This is a genomic window from Flavobacterium aerium, assembly GCF_030766725.1.
GTDB classification, from domain to species: Bacteria; Bacteroidota; Bacteroidia; order Flavobacteriales; family Flavobacteriaceae; genus Flavobacterium; species Flavobacterium aerium.
This window is the reverse complement of sequence record NZ_JARQWR010000003.1, coordinates 89765-106633: the sequence shown is the minus strand read 5'-3', so window position 1 is coordinate 106633 and position 16869 is coordinate 89765. Positions and strand designations below refer to the sequence as shown.

General features: G+C 35.7%; 13 protein-coding genes. 4 read left to right on the top strand and 9 right to left on the bottom strand.

The window, feature by feature from the left end; genetic code table 11:
* The first annotated feature begins 22 nt into the window (after positions 1-22).
* On the top strand, positions 23-1543 hold the full coding sequence (locus P6733_RS04955) for an ArnT family glycosyltransferase (RefSeq protein ID WP_306350556.1): 1521 nt from the start codon (positions 23-25) through the stop codon (positions 1541-1543).
* A gap of 35 nt (positions 1544-1578) precedes the next feature.
* Here P6733_RS04955 and P6733_RS04950 read toward each other — a convergent pair whose 3' ends face one another.
* The 6 genes from P6733_RS04950 to P6733_RS04925 all read right to left on the bottom strand — a co-directional run bounded on the left by P6733_RS04950 (position 1579) and on the right by P6733_RS04925 (position 6138).
* Positions 1579-2937, bottom strand: coding sequence for an FAD-dependent oxidoreductase (locus P6733_RS04950; protein WP_306350554.1), 1359 nt, complete (start codon positions 2935-2937; stop codon positions 1579-1581).
* A 116-nt stretch (positions 2938-3053) separates the two neighbouring features.
* The gene (locus tag P6733_RS04945) at positions 3054-3338 is read right to left on the bottom strand and encodes a sll1863 family stress response protein (protein WP_306350552.1); all 285 of its coding nucleotides are present in this window, start codon (positions 3336-3338) and stop codon (positions 3054-3056) included.
* Positions 3339-3368: 30 nt separating this feature from the next.
* On the bottom strand, positions 3369-3746 hold the full coding sequence (locus P6733_RS04940) for a PH domain-containing protein (protein ID WP_306350550.1): 378 nt from the start codon (positions 3744-3746) through the stop codon (positions 3369-3371).
* A gap of 22 nt (positions 3747-3768) precedes the next feature.
* On the bottom strand, positions 3769-4509 hold the full coding sequence (locus P6733_RS04935) for a class I SAM-dependent methyltransferase (RefSeq protein ID WP_306350548.1): 741 nt from the start codon (positions 4507-4509) through the stop codon (positions 3769-3771).
* 150 nt (positions 4510-4659) lie between these two features.
* Entirely contained in the window at positions 4660-5253 is a 594-nt protein-coding gene (locus P6733_RS04930) for an LURP-one-related/scramblase family protein (protein WP_306350546.1), read from the bottom strand.
* A gap of 93 nt (positions 5254-5346) precedes the next feature.
* Positions 5347-6138: an AraC family transcriptional regulator gene (locus tag P6733_RS04925; RefSeq protein WP_306350544.1), complete on the bottom strand. Its 792-nt coding sequence runs from the start codon at positions 6136-6138 to the stop codon at positions 5347-5349.
* Positions 6139-6243: 105 nt separating this feature from the next.
* Here P6733_RS04925 and wrbA point away from each other — a divergent pair, with 105 nt between their 5' ends.
* On the top strand, positions 6244-7416 hold the full coding sequence (gene wrbA / locus P6733_RS04920) for an NAD(P)H:quinone oxidoreductase (protein ID WP_306350542.1): 1173 nt from the start codon (positions 6244-6246) through the stop codon (positions 7414-7416).
* 77 nt (positions 7417-7493) lie between these two features.
* Here the strand turns inward: wrbA and P6733_RS04915 are convergent, their stop codons facing one another.
* Positions 7494-8546 carry an endonuclease gene (locus tag P6733_RS04915; protein WP_306350540.1) on the bottom strand — a complete coding sequence of 351 codons (1053 nt, stop codon included), beginning with the start codon at positions 8544-8546 and terminating at the stop codon, positions 7494-7496.
* A 139-nt stretch (positions 8547-8685) separates the two neighbouring features.
* On the bottom strand, positions 8686-9114 hold the full coding sequence (locus P6733_RS04910; RefSeq protein ID WP_306350538.1) for a winged helix-turn-helix transcriptional regulator: 429 nt from the start codon (positions 9112-9114) through the stop codon (positions 8686-8688).
* Between the two features lie 116 nt (positions 9115-9230).
* Between P6733_RS04910 and P6733_RS04905 the strand changes: the two genes are divergently transcribed.
* A complete protein-coding gene (locus P6733_RS04905) occupies positions 9231-9635 on the top strand; it encodes a nuclear transport factor 2 family protein (protein ID WP_306350536.1) in 405 nt (134 codons plus the stop codon).
* 65 nt (positions 9636-9700) lie between these two features.
* On the opposite strand, the gene P6733_RS04900 is transcribed toward P6733_RS04905, so the two are convergent.
* Entirely contained in the window at positions 9701-12760 is a 3060-nt protein-coding gene (locus P6733_RS04900) for a choice-of-anchor I family protein (RefSeq protein WP_306350535.1), read from the bottom strand.
* Between the two features lie 417 nt (positions 12761-13177).
* On the opposite strand from P6733_RS04900, the gene P6733_RS04895 reads away from it, so the two are divergent.
* Positions 13178-16852, top strand: a complete 3675-nt coding sequence (locus P6733_RS04895) for a tail fiber domain-containing protein (protein ID WP_306350534.1) — start codon at positions 13178-13180, stop codon at positions 16850-16852.
* The last annotated feature ends 17 nt before the right edge of the window (positions 16853-16869 follow it).

Sequence of the window (16869 nt, the reverse complement as noted above, 5' to 3'; positions counted from 1 at the left end):
AAATCGAAGTAGTAGAAGTATTATGAGACACAGCAGAGAAATCTTGGTAATCTTATTTTTTTGCGCTGTAAAGCTGCTCTTACATCTTATTGGTGATTCTAATTCGGGATTCCAAGGAGATGAGTTACTTCATATTGCTACAGGAAACCATTTGAGTTTTGGTTATATGGAATTTCCCCCTGTCATAGGATGGTTAGCTTTTATTCAAAACCTGTTTCATTCTCAATCCGTATTCGTTCATCATATATTCAGTCATATAGCTTCTTTATTAATTTTGGTATTGGTGGCCTTAACCACCATGGAATTAGGAGGGAAAATCAAATCGATTTTTATTGTTTTATTGTGCATTATAGTAGCACCTACATTTGGAAGAGCCCATCAATTATTTCAACCCGTGGTGTTCAGCCAACTCTTTTGGGTATTATCCTTTTATCTTTTAATTCGATTTAATAAAACATTAGATAAGAAATACTTATGGTATCTTACCGTTAGTCTTTCTTTTGGCTTTCTAACCAAATATGATATCCTCTTTTTTATTGCCGGATTACCAGCCTTATTCATTTTTAGACGCACCCGAAGAGCATTATTAAATAGCTATTTATTGGGGTACATCAGTTTATTTCTGGTACTGATAAGCCCTAATATATGGTGGCAATACGTACATGATTTCCCTGTGATAGAAATGTTTTCCCGATTGTATGAAACCCAGTTAAATCACTTAACAGTATTGGATGTACTGAAAGAAATAATTATTTCACTTAATCCATTAACAATTATTTTGTGGGTGGGAGGATTGCTGTTTATGTTTAATAAACGAGATCGAAATATATATAGACCTATTGCTGTTACTATTGTGCTAACGATTCTGTTATTGGCTATCAATAAAAGTAAAGCCTATTACTTTTATCCAGCAATGATTCCACTATTAATATTTGGATGTATATGGTTTGAAAAGAAAATATTATTGAAACGTTTCTGGGTAATTTATCCTACTACAGTTGCATTGGTCATTTCAGGGGCAGTATTAATTCCTTATGGATTGGCAGTTCTTCCATTACACACCTTTATAAAATTTGCGAATATAGAACCCGAAGAGAATCATTATCGCATTGAGTATTCAGAATATTATGCTCCTATAAAATGGAAAAAAACAATGACGGCATTGCAACAAGTGTACGATAGTTTGCCAAGTGCCGAAAAACAGAACTGTTTAATATGGGGCAAGCATTATAGTCAGGCGGGAGGTGTCAATTTATTTCGTGAAAGTTATCATGTTCCAGAAGCATTTTCATACCATGGAAGTTTCTATTTATGGACAAAAGAAAAAGGATCACTTCCCAAAACAATTATTGCTTTTACAAATGGAGAAGCCGAAATTGATTTCTTTCAAGCATTCTTTAAAAGTGTTGTACCCGTGAAAAGAGTGTACAATCCTTTTGCAGGTTTTGATAAAGATTTATGGCAAACCATTTTCATTTGTAAAGAACCAAAACAAGATTATGCAGGATTGCGGAAAGAATTTAAAACAAGAATTTTCGAATAATAAAAAAGGTTAGCAATTATTGCTAACCTTTTTTATTATTTCATTTGGCTGATTAATTTTCGAGCTGCCGTCTGTACTGGATCCCAAACTAATGAAAAGGGTGGAGCATAGGACAAATCCAAATCAATAATCTGTTGTAGATTTAATTTAGCGGTCAATGCCGTAGCCAATACATCAATACGTTTTGCGGCGCCTTCTTGTCCTACAATTTGCCCGCCGAATAAACGACCTGTTTTTTTATCCGCAAGTAATTTCACTGTAATTTTAGTTGAACCCGGATAATACCCTGCGCGAGACAGAGAATCCACTGTAGCAGTTATATAGTCCATATGGAGCTGTTTTAACTCTTTCTCTGTTAAACCTGTTCTAGCCACCTCATAATCACAAATTTTACATACAGCCGTACCAACAACTCCTGGAAAAGTAATTTCTTGTCCTACTATGTTACTACCTGCAACCAATCCGGTTTTGTTAGCAACGGTCCCTAGCGCAATATTTACCGCTTTTTTACTGATTAAGTGCTGAGTTTCTACACAATCACCAGCTGCCCATACATTCGTTATATTAGTTTGCATTTTTTTATTCACTTTGATTGCACCAGTAGTACCTAGTTTAATTTTAGTGTTTTTTAATAATGCAGTATTTGGCTGTGAGCCAATACCTAAAATAACCATATCCGTTTTAATAGTTTGTTTTTTCGTAACAACTGCTATAACCTGACCATTTTCGGTTGTAAAAGATTCTAAAGCCTCATTCAAATGGATGACTACGCCAATTTTCTTTAAGGCTTCATAGACTAAAGCACCCATGTCTGGATCTAAGGTTCCCATTACCTGAGCAGAACGATTGATAATCGTAACTTTTATTCCTCGAATAATTAAAGCTTCTGCCATCTCAATACCAATATATCCACCTCCAATGATGACCGCTTGTTTTGGTTTTTCTTTTAGGATGAATTGTTCTACTTTAATTCCACTTTTTAAGGTGGTTACCCCAAAAATACCTTTGGCTCCCATGCCCTCAACATCAGGACAAAATGCTCTTGAACCAGTAGCAATAAGCAATTGATCGTAGGTTTCCCAAAACTCCGATTTATCTTTTAGATTACGCACCTTTAGCTTTTGATTGTCGGTATCAATTTCAAGAACTTCATGATTAATACGAGCATCAATGTTGTGTTTTTCCTTAAAAACTTTTGGACTACGAACGATTAAATCATCAGCCTCTTTGACTTTTCCTGAAATAAAATACGGAATACCACAGGCAGAATAAGAAGTGTAATCTGTACGTTCAAAAACAATTATTTCATGATCTGGATTGGCACGTCTTACTTTTGAAGCAGCGCTCATTCCTGCTGCATTTCCACCAATTACGATTAATTTTGTTTTTTTCATAAAAAATAAAGGCTTGTATAAGGACTATAAAAAGACTTTACTCTTAATCCACAATTGAAAGGACTAAGAGTAAAGCTTTAATTTTTTAATTTATAAAAGGAATTCAGGAAAGAAGATTATGCTTTATCGTCGCTTTTAAATCCATCTTTCAAATGCTCCCATGAAGCTTCCAGCTTATCTTTCAGCACATCCCATTTGTCTTCTCCAGCTTCCCATAATTCGGCAAATTTTGCTTTGCCTTCTTCAATTTTTTGTTCTAATTTATCAACTTGTTCGTTGATTTTGATTTTCAAATCGGCATCTGCCTCAGAAGCTTGTGCTTTTAACTTGGTTAAATCTGCTTTTTTTTGTTCTAATTGCGCTTCAAATTTTTGCTTGTAATTCTCTTTATTATCACTCATAACAGTTTATTTTAAGGTTATTACTCGTTTTTATTTCAATATATGCTCGCTTAATATTTTATACACTTCGTTAATGTTATTGTCTTTACCAAATTGTTTTTTGATGGGATGGCTTTCACCTCTTAACCATATTTTTAAATCGGCATCCAAGTCTAGAATCCCAGCGCTTTCCTTTGAGAATTTCAAAATACTAGTATAAGGAATAGATTGATAATCTACTTTGGATCCCGTAATTCCTTGTTTATCTACTAGAATTAATCTTTTGTTGGTGAAGACAAACATGTCTCGAATAACTTTAAAAGCTTTTTCAATTTTTTCGCCCTGAATTAAGATCGGTTCAAATTCTTGTGAAATTTTCTCAATAGATACCGCGGAGGCATTTCCCATTATGGCATTGAATAAGCTCATGTGTACGTGTTTAATTTTGTTCTTAATGATTGATTTTTCCTATTCTCAAAAGTAAGGGAAATTTAATCTTCTTCGTTACAGAATTTCCCCATTCTGTTACAATACTATCATAAATCAAATCGACAGGATTTGTACCATTGGCTTTGATATAATGCTGTACTGAGGACCAGGTTTTTAAATAACCTATGAGCTGTTCTAATGTCCAATCGTCCTCAATATATAATTCAGGAACTTTAATCTCTTCAAAAGGAAAAGGGATATTTCGATAACTTTCATCTAAATATTTACGCTCTTCATCCCAGTAGTTTCCCAAAATTTGATAATGGAATTTTTGAAGTATTGGTGTAATTTTCTCATCAATCTGTATGGAACCATAACCAATTACCGCAAGTACTCCATCTGGTTTTCCTGTACGTTTTACCTCCTTATAGAAAGCATTGAAGTCAAACCAGTGAATGGCCTGTGCTACAGTGATTAAGTTAAAAGAATGATAGTTAAAAGGAGTCTTTTCTGCAGGGCTGATTAAGTAGGTAATATTATCTTTTTGGTTGGCATTAGCCAGTTGATTTTCACTGATGTCTGTAGCAATTACTTCCGTAAAGAAAGTCGACAATTCTTGGGCTACCTGACCATTTCCAGTTCCACAATCCCAAGCTTTATCGTGTTGTGGTACTATTTTTTTTAGAAAATCATATAGGGCTTTGGGGTAGGTAGGTCTGAATTTTACATAATGGGCAGATTGTTTAGAAAAATTATCTTTCATAAGTAGTGGTATTTAAAGGGATTGTACTTAAAAGTAAAAAATATTCAGGAAAGAGTAGTTCAGATTAAGAATGTTTTATGATTATTTATTAAAAAAGAAAACCCCGACAGTGAAGTCAGGGTTTGATATAAAAGTCAATATAGAAGGATATTAACTATTGTTTTCTTTTAAGATCATATCAATACATATAGCACAAGATACAATAGCGGCTTTATGGTCTGTTTCCGGATAAGCCTCTTCAATAGTAACATTGTATTTATCCGCTGTAGTGAAGATTTCTTTCATTGCACCGGCCCATTTTTTACTAATCTGTCCCACAGGTTTTTGTTGAGGATCAGTAATATTAAAGTTCCAAGCTTTCCAATCGCCATTGATTTCAGCAATCAATCGACTGTTTTTATCATTGATGATGAAACGCGGTTTGAATAATTTGAATTTCTGTTTGATTTCAGCAATTTTGGCTCCTTTGTAATCGGAAATAATAATACTCGACATGAAGAAAGTCCAACCTCTGTTGATACTAGCCTGTACTTGATCTTTTTCGTTTACAATTTCTAAATGAAAGGGAAGCATTGCTTTGCTTACCACCAAACGAAGCATTTTTTGTCCAGTAGTTAATCGTTGTTTGATAGCACCTATCTGAGTACCTTTATTATCAAAAACTTTATATTCATTGGCAAATTTGAACATATTTACTTTTTCATCAATGAAATAGCTATTTGAATCAAAAAAATTTGTGGTCATGTTTTTACGTTAAAAAATTAATAATAGGGATTTTAAAAAAAGAGTATCAATATTACAGCTTTTTTATAAAAATAATAGCCTTTGGTACAAAATTTAATGATTTAAAAACTCTTGTGGTCTTCTCCCGATGATTTTCAAGAAATTATTACTAAAAGTAGGGAGACTTTCATATCCAACTTTATAGGCTACACTACTTACATTTTGTCCCTTTTCACTCAGCAATTCAACCGATTTGATAATTCGAGCCGTTTTAATATAATGAGCCATAGACATTCCCATTTCTTTTTGGAATAAACGCTGTAAAGTACGAGGAGCAATACTGAATTTTTCAGCAACTTTAATTAAATTGATATCCTCTGCCAAAGAATGTACTAAATGCTCCATGATAGGGATTAATTGTGGATGCTGGGATACAGGAACCATTAATGGTAATGCACCACTACAAAAGTTAGGAAGACTATTCACAATAGCAGCCAAAAAGGTAGCTTCCTCAACATCATAGGTCCTTAATTGTGACCAACGTTCGGTATATAGAATCATTTCCCGAAGGACATTAGGTACTTTAAACACATTTGTTTGAGCAAAGAATTCCGGAATATGATTGAAAGTAAAAAACAAAGAGCGGAAAAAACCTTCGGCACTGGGTGAAGACGTTTTATGGCGTAAATCTGGTGGAATCCAAGCACAATGATGAGCAGGCAATAAGAAAGTTTCTTTTTCAGTATGTAAATATTGCATCCCACGTTCTACATACAAAAGTTGTCCTTTATGATGGGAGTGCCAGTCTGTAGTAAAATTCCATTTGCCTTCATGCAATACATAGGTATCCTTTTCTACTTCATCAATGATTAATTCACATTGACCAACGTTAATTGCTCGTTCCATCTGTCGTTTTAGAATAATTAATTGTCTCTATTAAACAAAAGTACAACACTATAATGGTTATACCTTTGTAAAATAGAATTTTATAAATTACTAAGTAATCAAAAAATGAAAAAATCGATTCAATATTCGCTAGTATTAATTTTAAGTATATTTATGCAAATGAATGCTTTAGCAATGAATGATACAGGAAAAACAAGAGTTTTAGTATTGTTTACTTCTCAAAATGGTGGAACCTATAAAATGGCTTTGGCAGTAGCAGAAGGAATTAACAGCTATCCTAATACTGAAGCTGTCATCAAACAAATTCCGCTTATAAAACCAGTAAAAGTAACCGGTAAAGATTTTGAAAAATGTCCTGTGGCTACCATTGAAGAGTTACCAACTTACGATGGAATAGCTTTTGGAAGTCCAGTGAATTTTGCAAATATTAGTGCAGATATGCATTATTTTTTCAACCAAACTATAGACCTTTGGACAAGTCGTAAACTAGAAGGAATGCCAGCAACGGTATTCATGTCGGCAGGATCAGGTGCAGGAAAAGAAGCTGCAATTTTAAGCTTTTGGAATATGCTTGCTTTACATGGAATGGTTATCGTTCCTACTGGCTTAATGGCTACAGAAACTATCGATAAAACAGTACCACAAGGAAATACTCCTTTTGGAGCTTCTTCTATAGGCGGTGCAGGAGGGAAAAGACCTTCGGATTCTGAACTAAATGTAGCGAGAGCACAAGGTAAAGCTTTAGCAAAAATTGCCAATGCACTTCATACAGTTGATAAAGAAACGGTTAAAACGGATTCTGTTAAAAAAGAGACAACATTCGATGTTAATGAACAATTGAAAAAATTAAAAATTGAATTGCCTGTTGCTCCCATGCCGGTAGGAAATTATGTGCCTTATGTTATTTCAGATAACAAAGTTTACATTAACCAAGTTGCCTTATTAAATGGTAAAATACTAAACCCAGGTAGAGTAGGAGATGAAGTTACAGATCAACAAGCCAAAGAGGCTACTTATCAAACGATGCTCAATGTAATTGCGGTGTTGAAAGTAGCTACAAATGGAGATTTGAACAAAGTAAAACGGGTTGTACAATTAACGGGATTCTTCTATACAAATTCAGGTTACAAAACACATGCAGCATTAATGAATAGTGCTTCAGATTTGGCTGTGAATGTTTTTGGAGATAAAGGGAAACATGCCCGTGCAACCGTAGGGGCCGTTTCATTACCATTAGATTCACCAGTTGAAATTCAAGCAATCTTTGAACTGGAATAAAAAATAAGAATAGAATTTATAACAAAAAACTCGGAGAACCAGTAGCTTTCCGAGTTTTTTGTTTTTTATAAAAAAGGTTATTTTAAAATAACCTTGAAGGTTTTTTGTTGATTTTGATTTCTTAAATTAATAAGATATAAACCTTTTGTATTGTTTGTGACGTCAATTACATCCTCAGTAGTTCCTGATTTTATTTCTTGTCCCATCATGTTGTAAATAACATAACTAAAAGTCTCATGAGCAGGATTATTGATATGTACATAATCTGTTGTGATTGTTGGGTACAACACTATAGCATTTAAGCTATTTTCGGTTACATTCAATACATTCCATGAATCAGTCGTAACAGGACCATTCCAGATGATAGTAGCCAAATGTGGATTATCAATAAATGGATTTCGGTTTCCTTGAAGAGTCTGTAATATGTTATTACGGTTCATTTCATAAGCAGAAACCGGGTCTTCAGCATTCCACTCCAAAAAGATATTGTACATATCCCCAAAATTAGAATAAGAAGTACTTCCTGAACCAATTGCCGATGGAAGACATTGTGTAGGATATCGGACATACATATACATCATCATTCGTGCTACATCACCTTTCCATTCGTCACCAGGATAAAAATACTGTGTACCTACCGTATGCGCATTCCCACTTCCGGCAGTAAAAGGACGATTACTTCTGGTATTGTTCATTTGACTGTCAATACTTCTCAAATGATGTGCATCCGAACCTGCATTGATAAACTCAAGATTAGGTGTCCCCAACGAACGGGCATAAGTATGTTCACGTACCCATAAACCATTACAGCTAGAAGTATGACAAGATAAGTCTTTACTACGGGTACGATCATTACTTGTTATAGCATCTGTATCATCAAAGCCATAAATCAGTAATACTTTGGTTGGATCATTTGGGTCCAAATCCGTTTGCTTTAATGCCGTCCAGACATCAGTCGTTGAGTTCGAAGTATAAGGGAGCACATTAGTATGTGTAGCCGTTATAAGTTGTGTTAATTGCACTTTCAAAGCATCTCCGGTCTGACTAAAATCGACAGAACTGTAATACGATGGAATTTGCGCTAGGCAATAGAAGGGCATTAACAATAAGGTAAGTACTTTTGTTTTCACTTTTGTAGGGATTAAAGTTGTTACAAAGATAAATATATTCTTTAGTAATACGCCTTAAAACCCTTTAAACTACTGTTATGGAGCGTAGAAATAGCATGATTTTTTATGCATTAAACGAATATTCTGTTTTAAAAACAGATTATAACATCTTGGAAGTAGTTTCTAATTTTTCTTTCGATCGTTGTACGAGGAAATCAATAACACCAGCTTTATCGTCTTTTAGTTGTATAGACAATTCGGGATTACTACCCAATACTTCTTGCGAAATACCCCATACAGCCATTTCCAGAATAATAGGGATGAGGCTAATGCCTCTTTCGGTTAAGCAATAACCATAACGCATTTTGTTTTTTACAGGATATTTCAAAACAAAACCCTGCGCTTCTAGCATTTTCAATCGATCTGTAAGTATATTCGTTGCAATACTTTCTTCCGATTTTAAAAATTCCCCAAAGTTACTTTTACCAGCTAATATAAGATCTCGAATAATGAGTAAGGTCCACTTATCACCAAGGAAATCAAGACTAAAACTAATAGGGCAATCCGAACGTTTATTAATCTCTTTCATAAAATAATTTAAATCACTTGCATTTTGCAATTACAAATTAATATATTTGCACTTTCTTTTTGCAACTGCAAAATTAGTGATAATAGAAATAATAATCCATTTAAAATCGATAAAATATGAATGAAAATGTACAACTGACAAAACAATATTTTGATGCTCTGTCAAAAGGAAATATGGAATTTGTTGCTTCAGTATTTGCAGACCATGTAATTTGGCATCAGCCTGGAAATAGCATCGTTTCAGGAATAATAAAAGGGAAAGAAGCATTATTTGCGCACTTAGGAAGATTTATGGAGTTAAGCCAAGGTACATTTGCAATTGATGCTGTAGACTATCTAGCGCCAAATGGAAATATGGTTTCAGCTGCCATTCATTTTAAAGCAAAAGCACATGGAAAATCAATGGCAATGAAAGGAATGGATTTAATGCGGTTTGAAAATGGAAAAATAGTAGAAGTTTGGTTATTCTCAGAAGACGGTACAGCAGAAGATGATTTTTGGACAGCCATGAGCAAAGCTTAAATGGATATTGGTAATAAAAAAAAGTCCCACTCAATCGGTGGGACTTTTTAGTATTATAATGATAATTATTTCACAATCAATTTTTTAGTAATTCCTTCTGATGTTTTGATTAAATAAACACCCGTTTTAAACGAAGATGTATTAATGGTAAGAGCATCTTTAGCTTGATGAACTAATTTTCCAGAATAATCATATACTTGGATATCAGCCACACGGTTGAAATAAACAATTCCATTTGTAGAAGGATTAGGGAATACGGCAAATGTTTTAGGATTTGTCACATAATCTGGGGTAGATAAAGCATTTTCGTCTACTTCAAAAATAGTAATAGTACCACTAATTTCATTAGCAACGAGCACATATCCTTTATCTGTAGGACTATTTGCGGGAGCAATATAAGTAATTCCTTCTGGTCCGTGGTCTCCAGTATAAGCAGACACACTACGACTATTTTTATAATCGACAAAAGTTGGATTCGTAGGATTGGTAACATTATAAACCATAATTCCACCCACTCTTTCAAGGGAAATAAAAGCAAAAGTCTGACCACCAATTTGAGCAACAGTTACACCTTCAGGTTCTGGACCTTTGGCACGACTTCTACTTTTTGGGGTATTACTTTCATGATCGGCATTGAAAATAGTGGGAGCATTTGCAGCGGTATACATTTCAAAATCATCACCACTATCGTATACAATCTGTTTGGTTGTGGTATTGAAGATTGAAAAAGAACGAGCACCCAAAGCACTTATTTGTTCAAATTCTGGATCTGCATCCGTATTTCCACTCAAATTACTTACTCTAAAACGACCTAGATTATAAGTTTGTTTTAGCATTTCTGCTTGCGGATAAATAGCAGGATCCAATAAATAATTGGCAGCCCCTACAGTTGTTCTTTCTTCAAAACCAGTATATTCTTTTTCATCTCCTTCATTCGCGGTAACGATATAGGTTGTTCCACCTACAGTATAATTAGCAACAGCATCGGGAAGATAATATGCTTTTACAGGCCAGTTTGCAATAAGTACAGTCCCATTATTATCGGAAGCATCAAAACCATTACCCGGTAAGCTCATATCTTTAGTACCCAATGCCCATACATCTGTAATCGTTTTAGTAACCAAATTAATTTCTGCAATAGCATTATTCTCTTGTAACGTAACCCAAGCTTTTTGAGAATCTGCACTAATTGTAACATATTCTGGTTCAAAATCTTGCGATAATGTGCTGCTTAATTTTAATTTTCGAACCCCAGATGCAATTAAAGCAGCTTCCTGAGCATTGTAGGCTGTAAATAATAAAGTAGTAACATTGGCTTGAGATAAACCAGCAATACCACCTGAAACATCAATAATACTTACTGATCCTTCAGGATCAATACTATAATTTGCATTCGGTTGTCCTTCATTTGCAGTCATTACTTTAGTCCCATCCGGTGAAAAAGTAACCATATCAGGTAAAGCACCTACCGTTACTTGTTTTTGGAAAACCCCATCTGTAGTAAAGAAAACAACTGACCCATTTAAAGTTTCATCAGCATTTGGAGAAGCCACAGCTACTATCCCGTTTTTGACAGCCACACTAGTCACGCCACCATAAGGATTCATATCGATAGATTGTACTACTGTTGGAGCTGTTGGATCACTAAAATTGATAATATCTAAGAATCCTGCTACTGCACTTGTTGTAAATAAACGCTGCGATACAGGGTCATGCACTACAATTTCACAAGTACTAGAGTTACTTCCAGAAGGATCAAAACTACCTACATAATTAATTTCAATTTCATTGGTTGGAATAGGAGCTAAACGATCATTGTCTTTAATATAAATGGTTGCCATTGGATTTCCAGTGATTGAAAATCCTACTGGATTTTCTAAACTCAATACAAAATATTCTGCTTGTTGTTCTTCAGCTGTATCATCAATAATTGGAATATTGAGTGTATGAGTTAATGGGCTTGAAGCTGTAAAATGTAAGGTTTGCGTTGTAAAGGTAAAATCATTATTATCCGCTGTACTATACGGCGCACCCTTTACTACTACGTCTACAGAACCTGTTGTTGGGCTTACTAAATTCAATGTTACATTCAAGGTGCCTGCATTTTCATTTACAGTAATAAAGTTAGTAGCAAAAGCAACTTTTGCAGCAAATGGAGCTGTTGTAAATAATGTGGATTTTACGACTGTAATAGCATTATTACTAAAATCCTCTACCATGTTTGGTACCAAAGCAATATAGTAAATCTGACTATTATTCAAAGGAGCGGAAGGTGTAATAGTGATCACATTTGAAGCAAAAGTAGCAGTGAATGGAACTAGAGTTCCAGTAGCATTGTTCAAACGAACTTCCACTAAAGAAGCGGCATTTGTACTGGTGATATTACTATCATCAATTAAACGCACATTTTCATTAAAAGTAAGAGTTGGCGTTATTGTAATTGCAACATCAGTACTCGCATTTGCAGGAGCAAAAGCAACATTTGGTGCTGTAATATCAGCTCCTCCAAGAGAAGTACCGTGAACAGTAAAATTATCAAAACGATTATTTCCTACAGTTCCACCAGTACCTTGTTGAAATTCCACTTTTAATTTTAGATTAGGATTGTTATCCGCTTCTGGAATAGCTGTGAAGTCTAATGTTGCCAATGCAGGATCACCATTATTAGGCATAATAGAAGTTAACGCAATATAACTAGTACCACCATTTATTGAATAAGACCATAGTTGAGTACCTGCACCAGAACCAGAACGGCGGGTGGCAAATTTTACAATTACATTTTCATAACCCGTAGTAGGTAAAGCAAATTCTAAAGCTCCGCCAATTGGATCATTAAAACGCAAGTGAGTACCTGAAGCATCTCCATTTTGAGCATTTAGATTTAGTACATTAAAATTTTGTCCCGTTCCACCAGTATTATCAATAGTACTGATACCACCAGAAAGAGCTGTAATTGTAGCTCCTGAGACTATGGATTGGTTAGGAGTTGTAATTGTACTAATAGAAGCATTATTGTTGAAATTCCAATAATGTAAAAGATCTTGGCCGGCCGCCAAATGCGTTAATAAAAGTAATGACATGGGAAAGAGAACTCTTCCCATTTTTGTAAAGTAGTTGTGTGACATTTTTTAGAATTTATAGTTTTTGCAAAAATCAAGCAACAGTGTTACTTGAAGATTACTGACGGATAAATTAAAGTTTAAGATAACCGTTGAATAGGTTGCCACAAGGTTATGCAAATGTTTTAAGTACAATTATGAAGAATAATATTTGGATGAATGTATGCATGTAAGGAATAATAAAACACACGATTTCTTCAGTTTCAAAACAAAATCTATGGTGTTGTAGTGTGATTTTGTTTTTGCTTGTAATGTATTGATATATAGTATTTTATTGTTTATTTTCAATATTAAAAAGACCTTATTATGTTGTTTTAAAGGCTTATTGTGGGCGAATAAAAATGTAGCTCTAACTTAATTTTGTCATTAGAATAGAAATTACTTTTTAATAGTAATTTCTCTAATATAAATTAAAAATACAGTATGAAAAATTTTTTACTAGCACTATTTTGTTTGCTTGGTTTTACGGTAGTAACCTATGGACAAGTAGGAATTGGAATTCTGAATCCAGATTCTTCTTCTCAACTTGATGTTACTGCGACTGATAAAGGACTTTTAATTCCCCGCGTAAAATTAAAACAAACATCAAATCAATCACCAATAACGAGCAATCCAGCTGTGAGTTTATTAGTATACAATACTGAAACTCTAAATGATGTTATTCCAGGTTTTTATTTTTGGAATGGCACAAAATGGATTCGAATTGCCAATATGGGCGATTGGAACGAAACGATTACCTCTTTAGATTATAATGCTACAGATCAAACATTACATTATAAAGACGAAGCAGGTGTCACTCATCAAATTATATTAAGTGGTTTAACAGGACCACAAGGGCCAGCGGGAGTTGTAGAAATTGCAAGTTTACCAGGAACTTCTGGTATACCCGGTATACCGGGACAACCAGGAGGTCCAGGAGCGGGAACTACAATTGTAACTAATGATAGTGGAACATGGGTATATAACCCAACAACAGGTATATGGACAAGTATAAATGGTCCAGCAGGACCGCAAGGTCCAGCCGGAGTTGTAGGTGTTGCAGGTGAAATTGGAATGTCTGGAATACCTGGTACACCAGGGCAACCAGGAGGTCCAGGAGCGGGAACGACAATTGTAACCAATGATAGTGGAACTTGGGTATTCAATCCAGCGACGAATATGTGGACAAATATTAATGGTATACAAGGTCCAGCAGGACCACAAGGACCAGCGGGAGTTGTAGGGGTTGCAAGTTTACCAGGAACTTCTGGTATACCCGGTATACCGGGACAACCAGGAGGTCCAGGAACGGGAACGACAGTAGTCACGAATGATAGTGGAACATGGGTATATGATCCAACGACAGGTATATGGACGAATATAAAGGGCGAAGTAGGGGCTCAAGGACCTCAAGGTATTGCAGGAACAAATGGGATTGATGGAGTTGATGGCAAAGATTTTACCTACGGAGATTTTACACCAGAACAATTAGCAGGTATAACAGGACCTCAAGGTGTTGCAGGAACAAATGGGATCAATGGAGTTGATGGAAAAGATTTTACCTACGGAGATTTTACACCAGAGCAGTTAGCAGGTATAACAGGACCTCAAGGTGTTGCAGGAACAAATGGGATTAATGGAGTTGATGGCAAAGATTTTACCTACGGAGATTTTACACCAGAACAATTAGCAGGTATAACAGGACCTCAAGGTGTTGCAGGAACAAATGGAATTAATGGAGTTGACGGCAAAGATTTTACCTACGGAGATTTTACAGCAGAACAATTAGCAGGTATAACAGGTCCTCAAGGTGTTGCAGGAACAAATGGAATTAATGGAGTTGATGGTAAAGATTTTACCTACGGAGATTTTACACCAGAGCAGTTAGCAGGTATAACAGGACCTCAAGGTGTTGCAGGAACAAATGGAATTAATGGAGTTGATGGCAAAGATTTTACCTACGGAGATTTTACACCAGAACAATTAGCGGGTATAACAGGATCACAAGGTGTTGCTGGACCTACAGGTTTGAAAGGTGATAAAGGAGAGAAAGGTGATATCGGATTAACTGGAGCTACAGGTTTAAAAGGAGATAAAGGCGATACTGGATTAACCGGAACCCAAGGTCCTCAAGGTCCAAAAGGAGATACCGGATTACAAGGAGATCAAGGTATTCGAGGTCACGCTGGAGCCGATGGAGCCATAGGTATAACAGGTCCTCAAGGTCCAAAAGGAGATACGGGATTGCAAGGAGATCAAGGTGTTCGAGGTCACGCTGGAGCCGATGGAGCTACAGGTTTGAAAGGTGATAAAGGAGAGAAAGGCGATATCGGATTAACTGGAGCTACAGGATTAAAAGGAGATAAAGGTGATACTGGATTAACAGGTATTCAAGGTCCTCAAGGTCCAAAAGGAGATACAGGATTACAAGGAGATCAAGGTATTCGAGGTCATGCTGGAGCCGATGGAGCTACAGGTTTGAAAGGTGATAAAGGAGAGAAAGGCGATATCGGATTAACTGGAGCTACAGGATTAAAAGGAGATAAAGGCGATACTGGATTAACAGGTATACAAGGTTCTCAAGGTCCAAAAGGAGATACAGGATTACAAGGAGATCAAGGTATTCGAGGTCATGCTGGACCCGATGGAGCTACAGGTTTGAAAGGAGAGAAAGGTGATATTGGATTAACTGGAGCTACAGGATTAAAAGGTGATAAAGGCGATACTGGATTAACGGGTATCCAAGGCCCACAAGGTTTGAAAGGTGACGCAGGTATTAAAGGTGATAAAGGAGATAAAGGCGATACTGGTTTAACAGGTATTCAAGGTCCTAAAGGAGCTGATGGTACAAAAGGCGATACTGGTCCAGTAGGATTACAAGGTCCAAAAGGTGATACTGGTATCCAAGGTATTCAGGGCCCAAAAGGTGATGCGGGATTACAAGGTGACCAAGGTATTAGAGGTCTTGCCGGAGCCGATGGAGCGATAGGAATGAAAGGTGATAAAGGAGAAAAGGGAGACGTTGGATTAATGGGAGCCACAGGTTTCAAAGGAGATAAAGGAGATACTGGTTTAACAGGAATTCAAGGAGCACAAGGTTCGAAAGGAGATTTAGGTCCAAAAGGCGATAAAGGTGATTCAGGAGCACAAGGCCCAAAAGGTGATCCTGGTGCACAAGGTATTGCTGGAACAAAAGGTGATACTGGATTAAAAGGTGATAAAGGAGATACAGGTGGTCAAGGATTAAAAGGAGATAAAGGAGATAAAGGAGATCGTGGAGATGTTGGTCCTGAGCCTTGGTATGTAAAAGGAACTTCGGATAAAGCAACGTCAAATACTCAAGATATTTATTTGATGGGAAAAGTAGGAATAGGTGTTCAACCGAATGTGGAGCTTGATGTTAAAGGATCTACTTTTAGTTCATATTATGAAGTAAATCTAGGAAGACATAATGGTGGGAATTATGATGCAGCAATAGGTTATGCTTTTGGGATTGGGGCTAGTGAGAGATATATATTTGCATCTAGTTATTTAGGTAGTAATAGAAATGTACTTGGATTAGCTTATGTGAATAATGCTATGCCTAATTTAAGTAACACTATATTCGTATTTAATAGAACGGAAAATAGTTTATTAGTAAATGTTGAATCTGCACCAGGTGGAAGTGGATTTTATGGGTATAGTGGCTATCGTTTTTATGTAAATGGTCCGGCAGGGGGTACCGAAGCATGGAAAATTTTATCAGACCGTCGTTATAAAAAAGATATCGAACCAATTACTGGTGCACTCCAAAAGATTTTGAATATTAAAGGTGTTGGGTACAATTTCCGTACGGATGAATTTAAAGATATGGAATTGAGTAATCAACATCAATTAGGGGTGATTGCTCAAGATATTGAAGCAGTTGTTCCAGAAGCTGTAACGAAAAATGATAAAGGGTTTTATTCTGTAACCTATACTACACTTATTCCAGTGTTAGTAGAAGCAATGAAAGAACAACAAGCTCAGATTATTTCCAAAGATGAACGTATTAAAGCATTAGAAAACAATCAAAATAAGCAACAAAAAGAGCTAGATGATTTAAAAAAGGCAGTTGAAAAACTGTTATCAAGCAAATAATTAATTATGGAATATTA

Coding starts and splice junctions, on each gene's coding strand:
- P6733_RS04955 (WP_306350556.1), top strand. CDS start 23: ATGAGACACAGCAGAGAAATCTTGGTAATCTTATTTTTTTGCGCTGTA.
- P6733_RS04950 (WP_306350554.1), bottom strand. CDS start 2,937: ATGAAAAAAACAAAATTAATCGTAATTGGTGGAAATGCAGCAGGAATG.
- P6733_RS04945 (WP_306350552.1), bottom strand. CDS start 3,338: ATGAGTGATAATAAAGAGAATTACAAGCAAAAATTTGAAGCGCAATTA.
- P6733_RS04940 (WP_306350550.1), bottom strand. CDS start 3,746: ATGAGCTTATTCAATGCCATAATGGGAAATGCCTCCGCGGTATCTATT.
- P6733_RS04935 (WP_306350548.1), bottom strand. CDS start 4,509: ATGAAAGATAATTTTTCTAAACAATCTGCCCATTATGTAAAATTCAGA.
- P6733_RS04930 (WP_306350546.1), bottom strand. CDS start 5,253: ATGACCACAAATTTTTTTGATTCAAATAGCTATTTCATTGATGAAAAA.
- P6733_RS04925 (WP_306350544.1), bottom strand. CDS start 6,138: ATGGAACGAGCAATTAACGTTGGTCAATGTGAATTAATCATTGATGAA.
- wrbA (WP_306350542.1), top strand. CDS start 6,244: ATGAAAAAATCGATTCAATATTCGCTAGTATTAATTTTAAGTATATTT.
- P6733_RS04910 (WP_306350538.1), bottom strand. CDS start 9,114: ATGAAAGAGATTAATAAACGTTCGGATTGCCCTATTAGTTTTAGTCTT.
- P6733_RS04905 (WP_306350536.1), top strand. CDS start 9,231: ATGAATGAAAATGTACAACTGACAAAACAATATTTTGATGCTCTGTCA.
- P6733_RS04900 (WP_306350535.1), bottom strand. CDS start 12,760: ATGTCACACAACTACTTTACAAAAATGGGAAGAGTTCTCTTTCCCATG.
- P6733_RS04895 (WP_306350534.1), top strand. CDS start 13,178: ATGAAAAATTTTTTACTAGCACTATTTTGTTTGCTTGGTTTTACGGTA.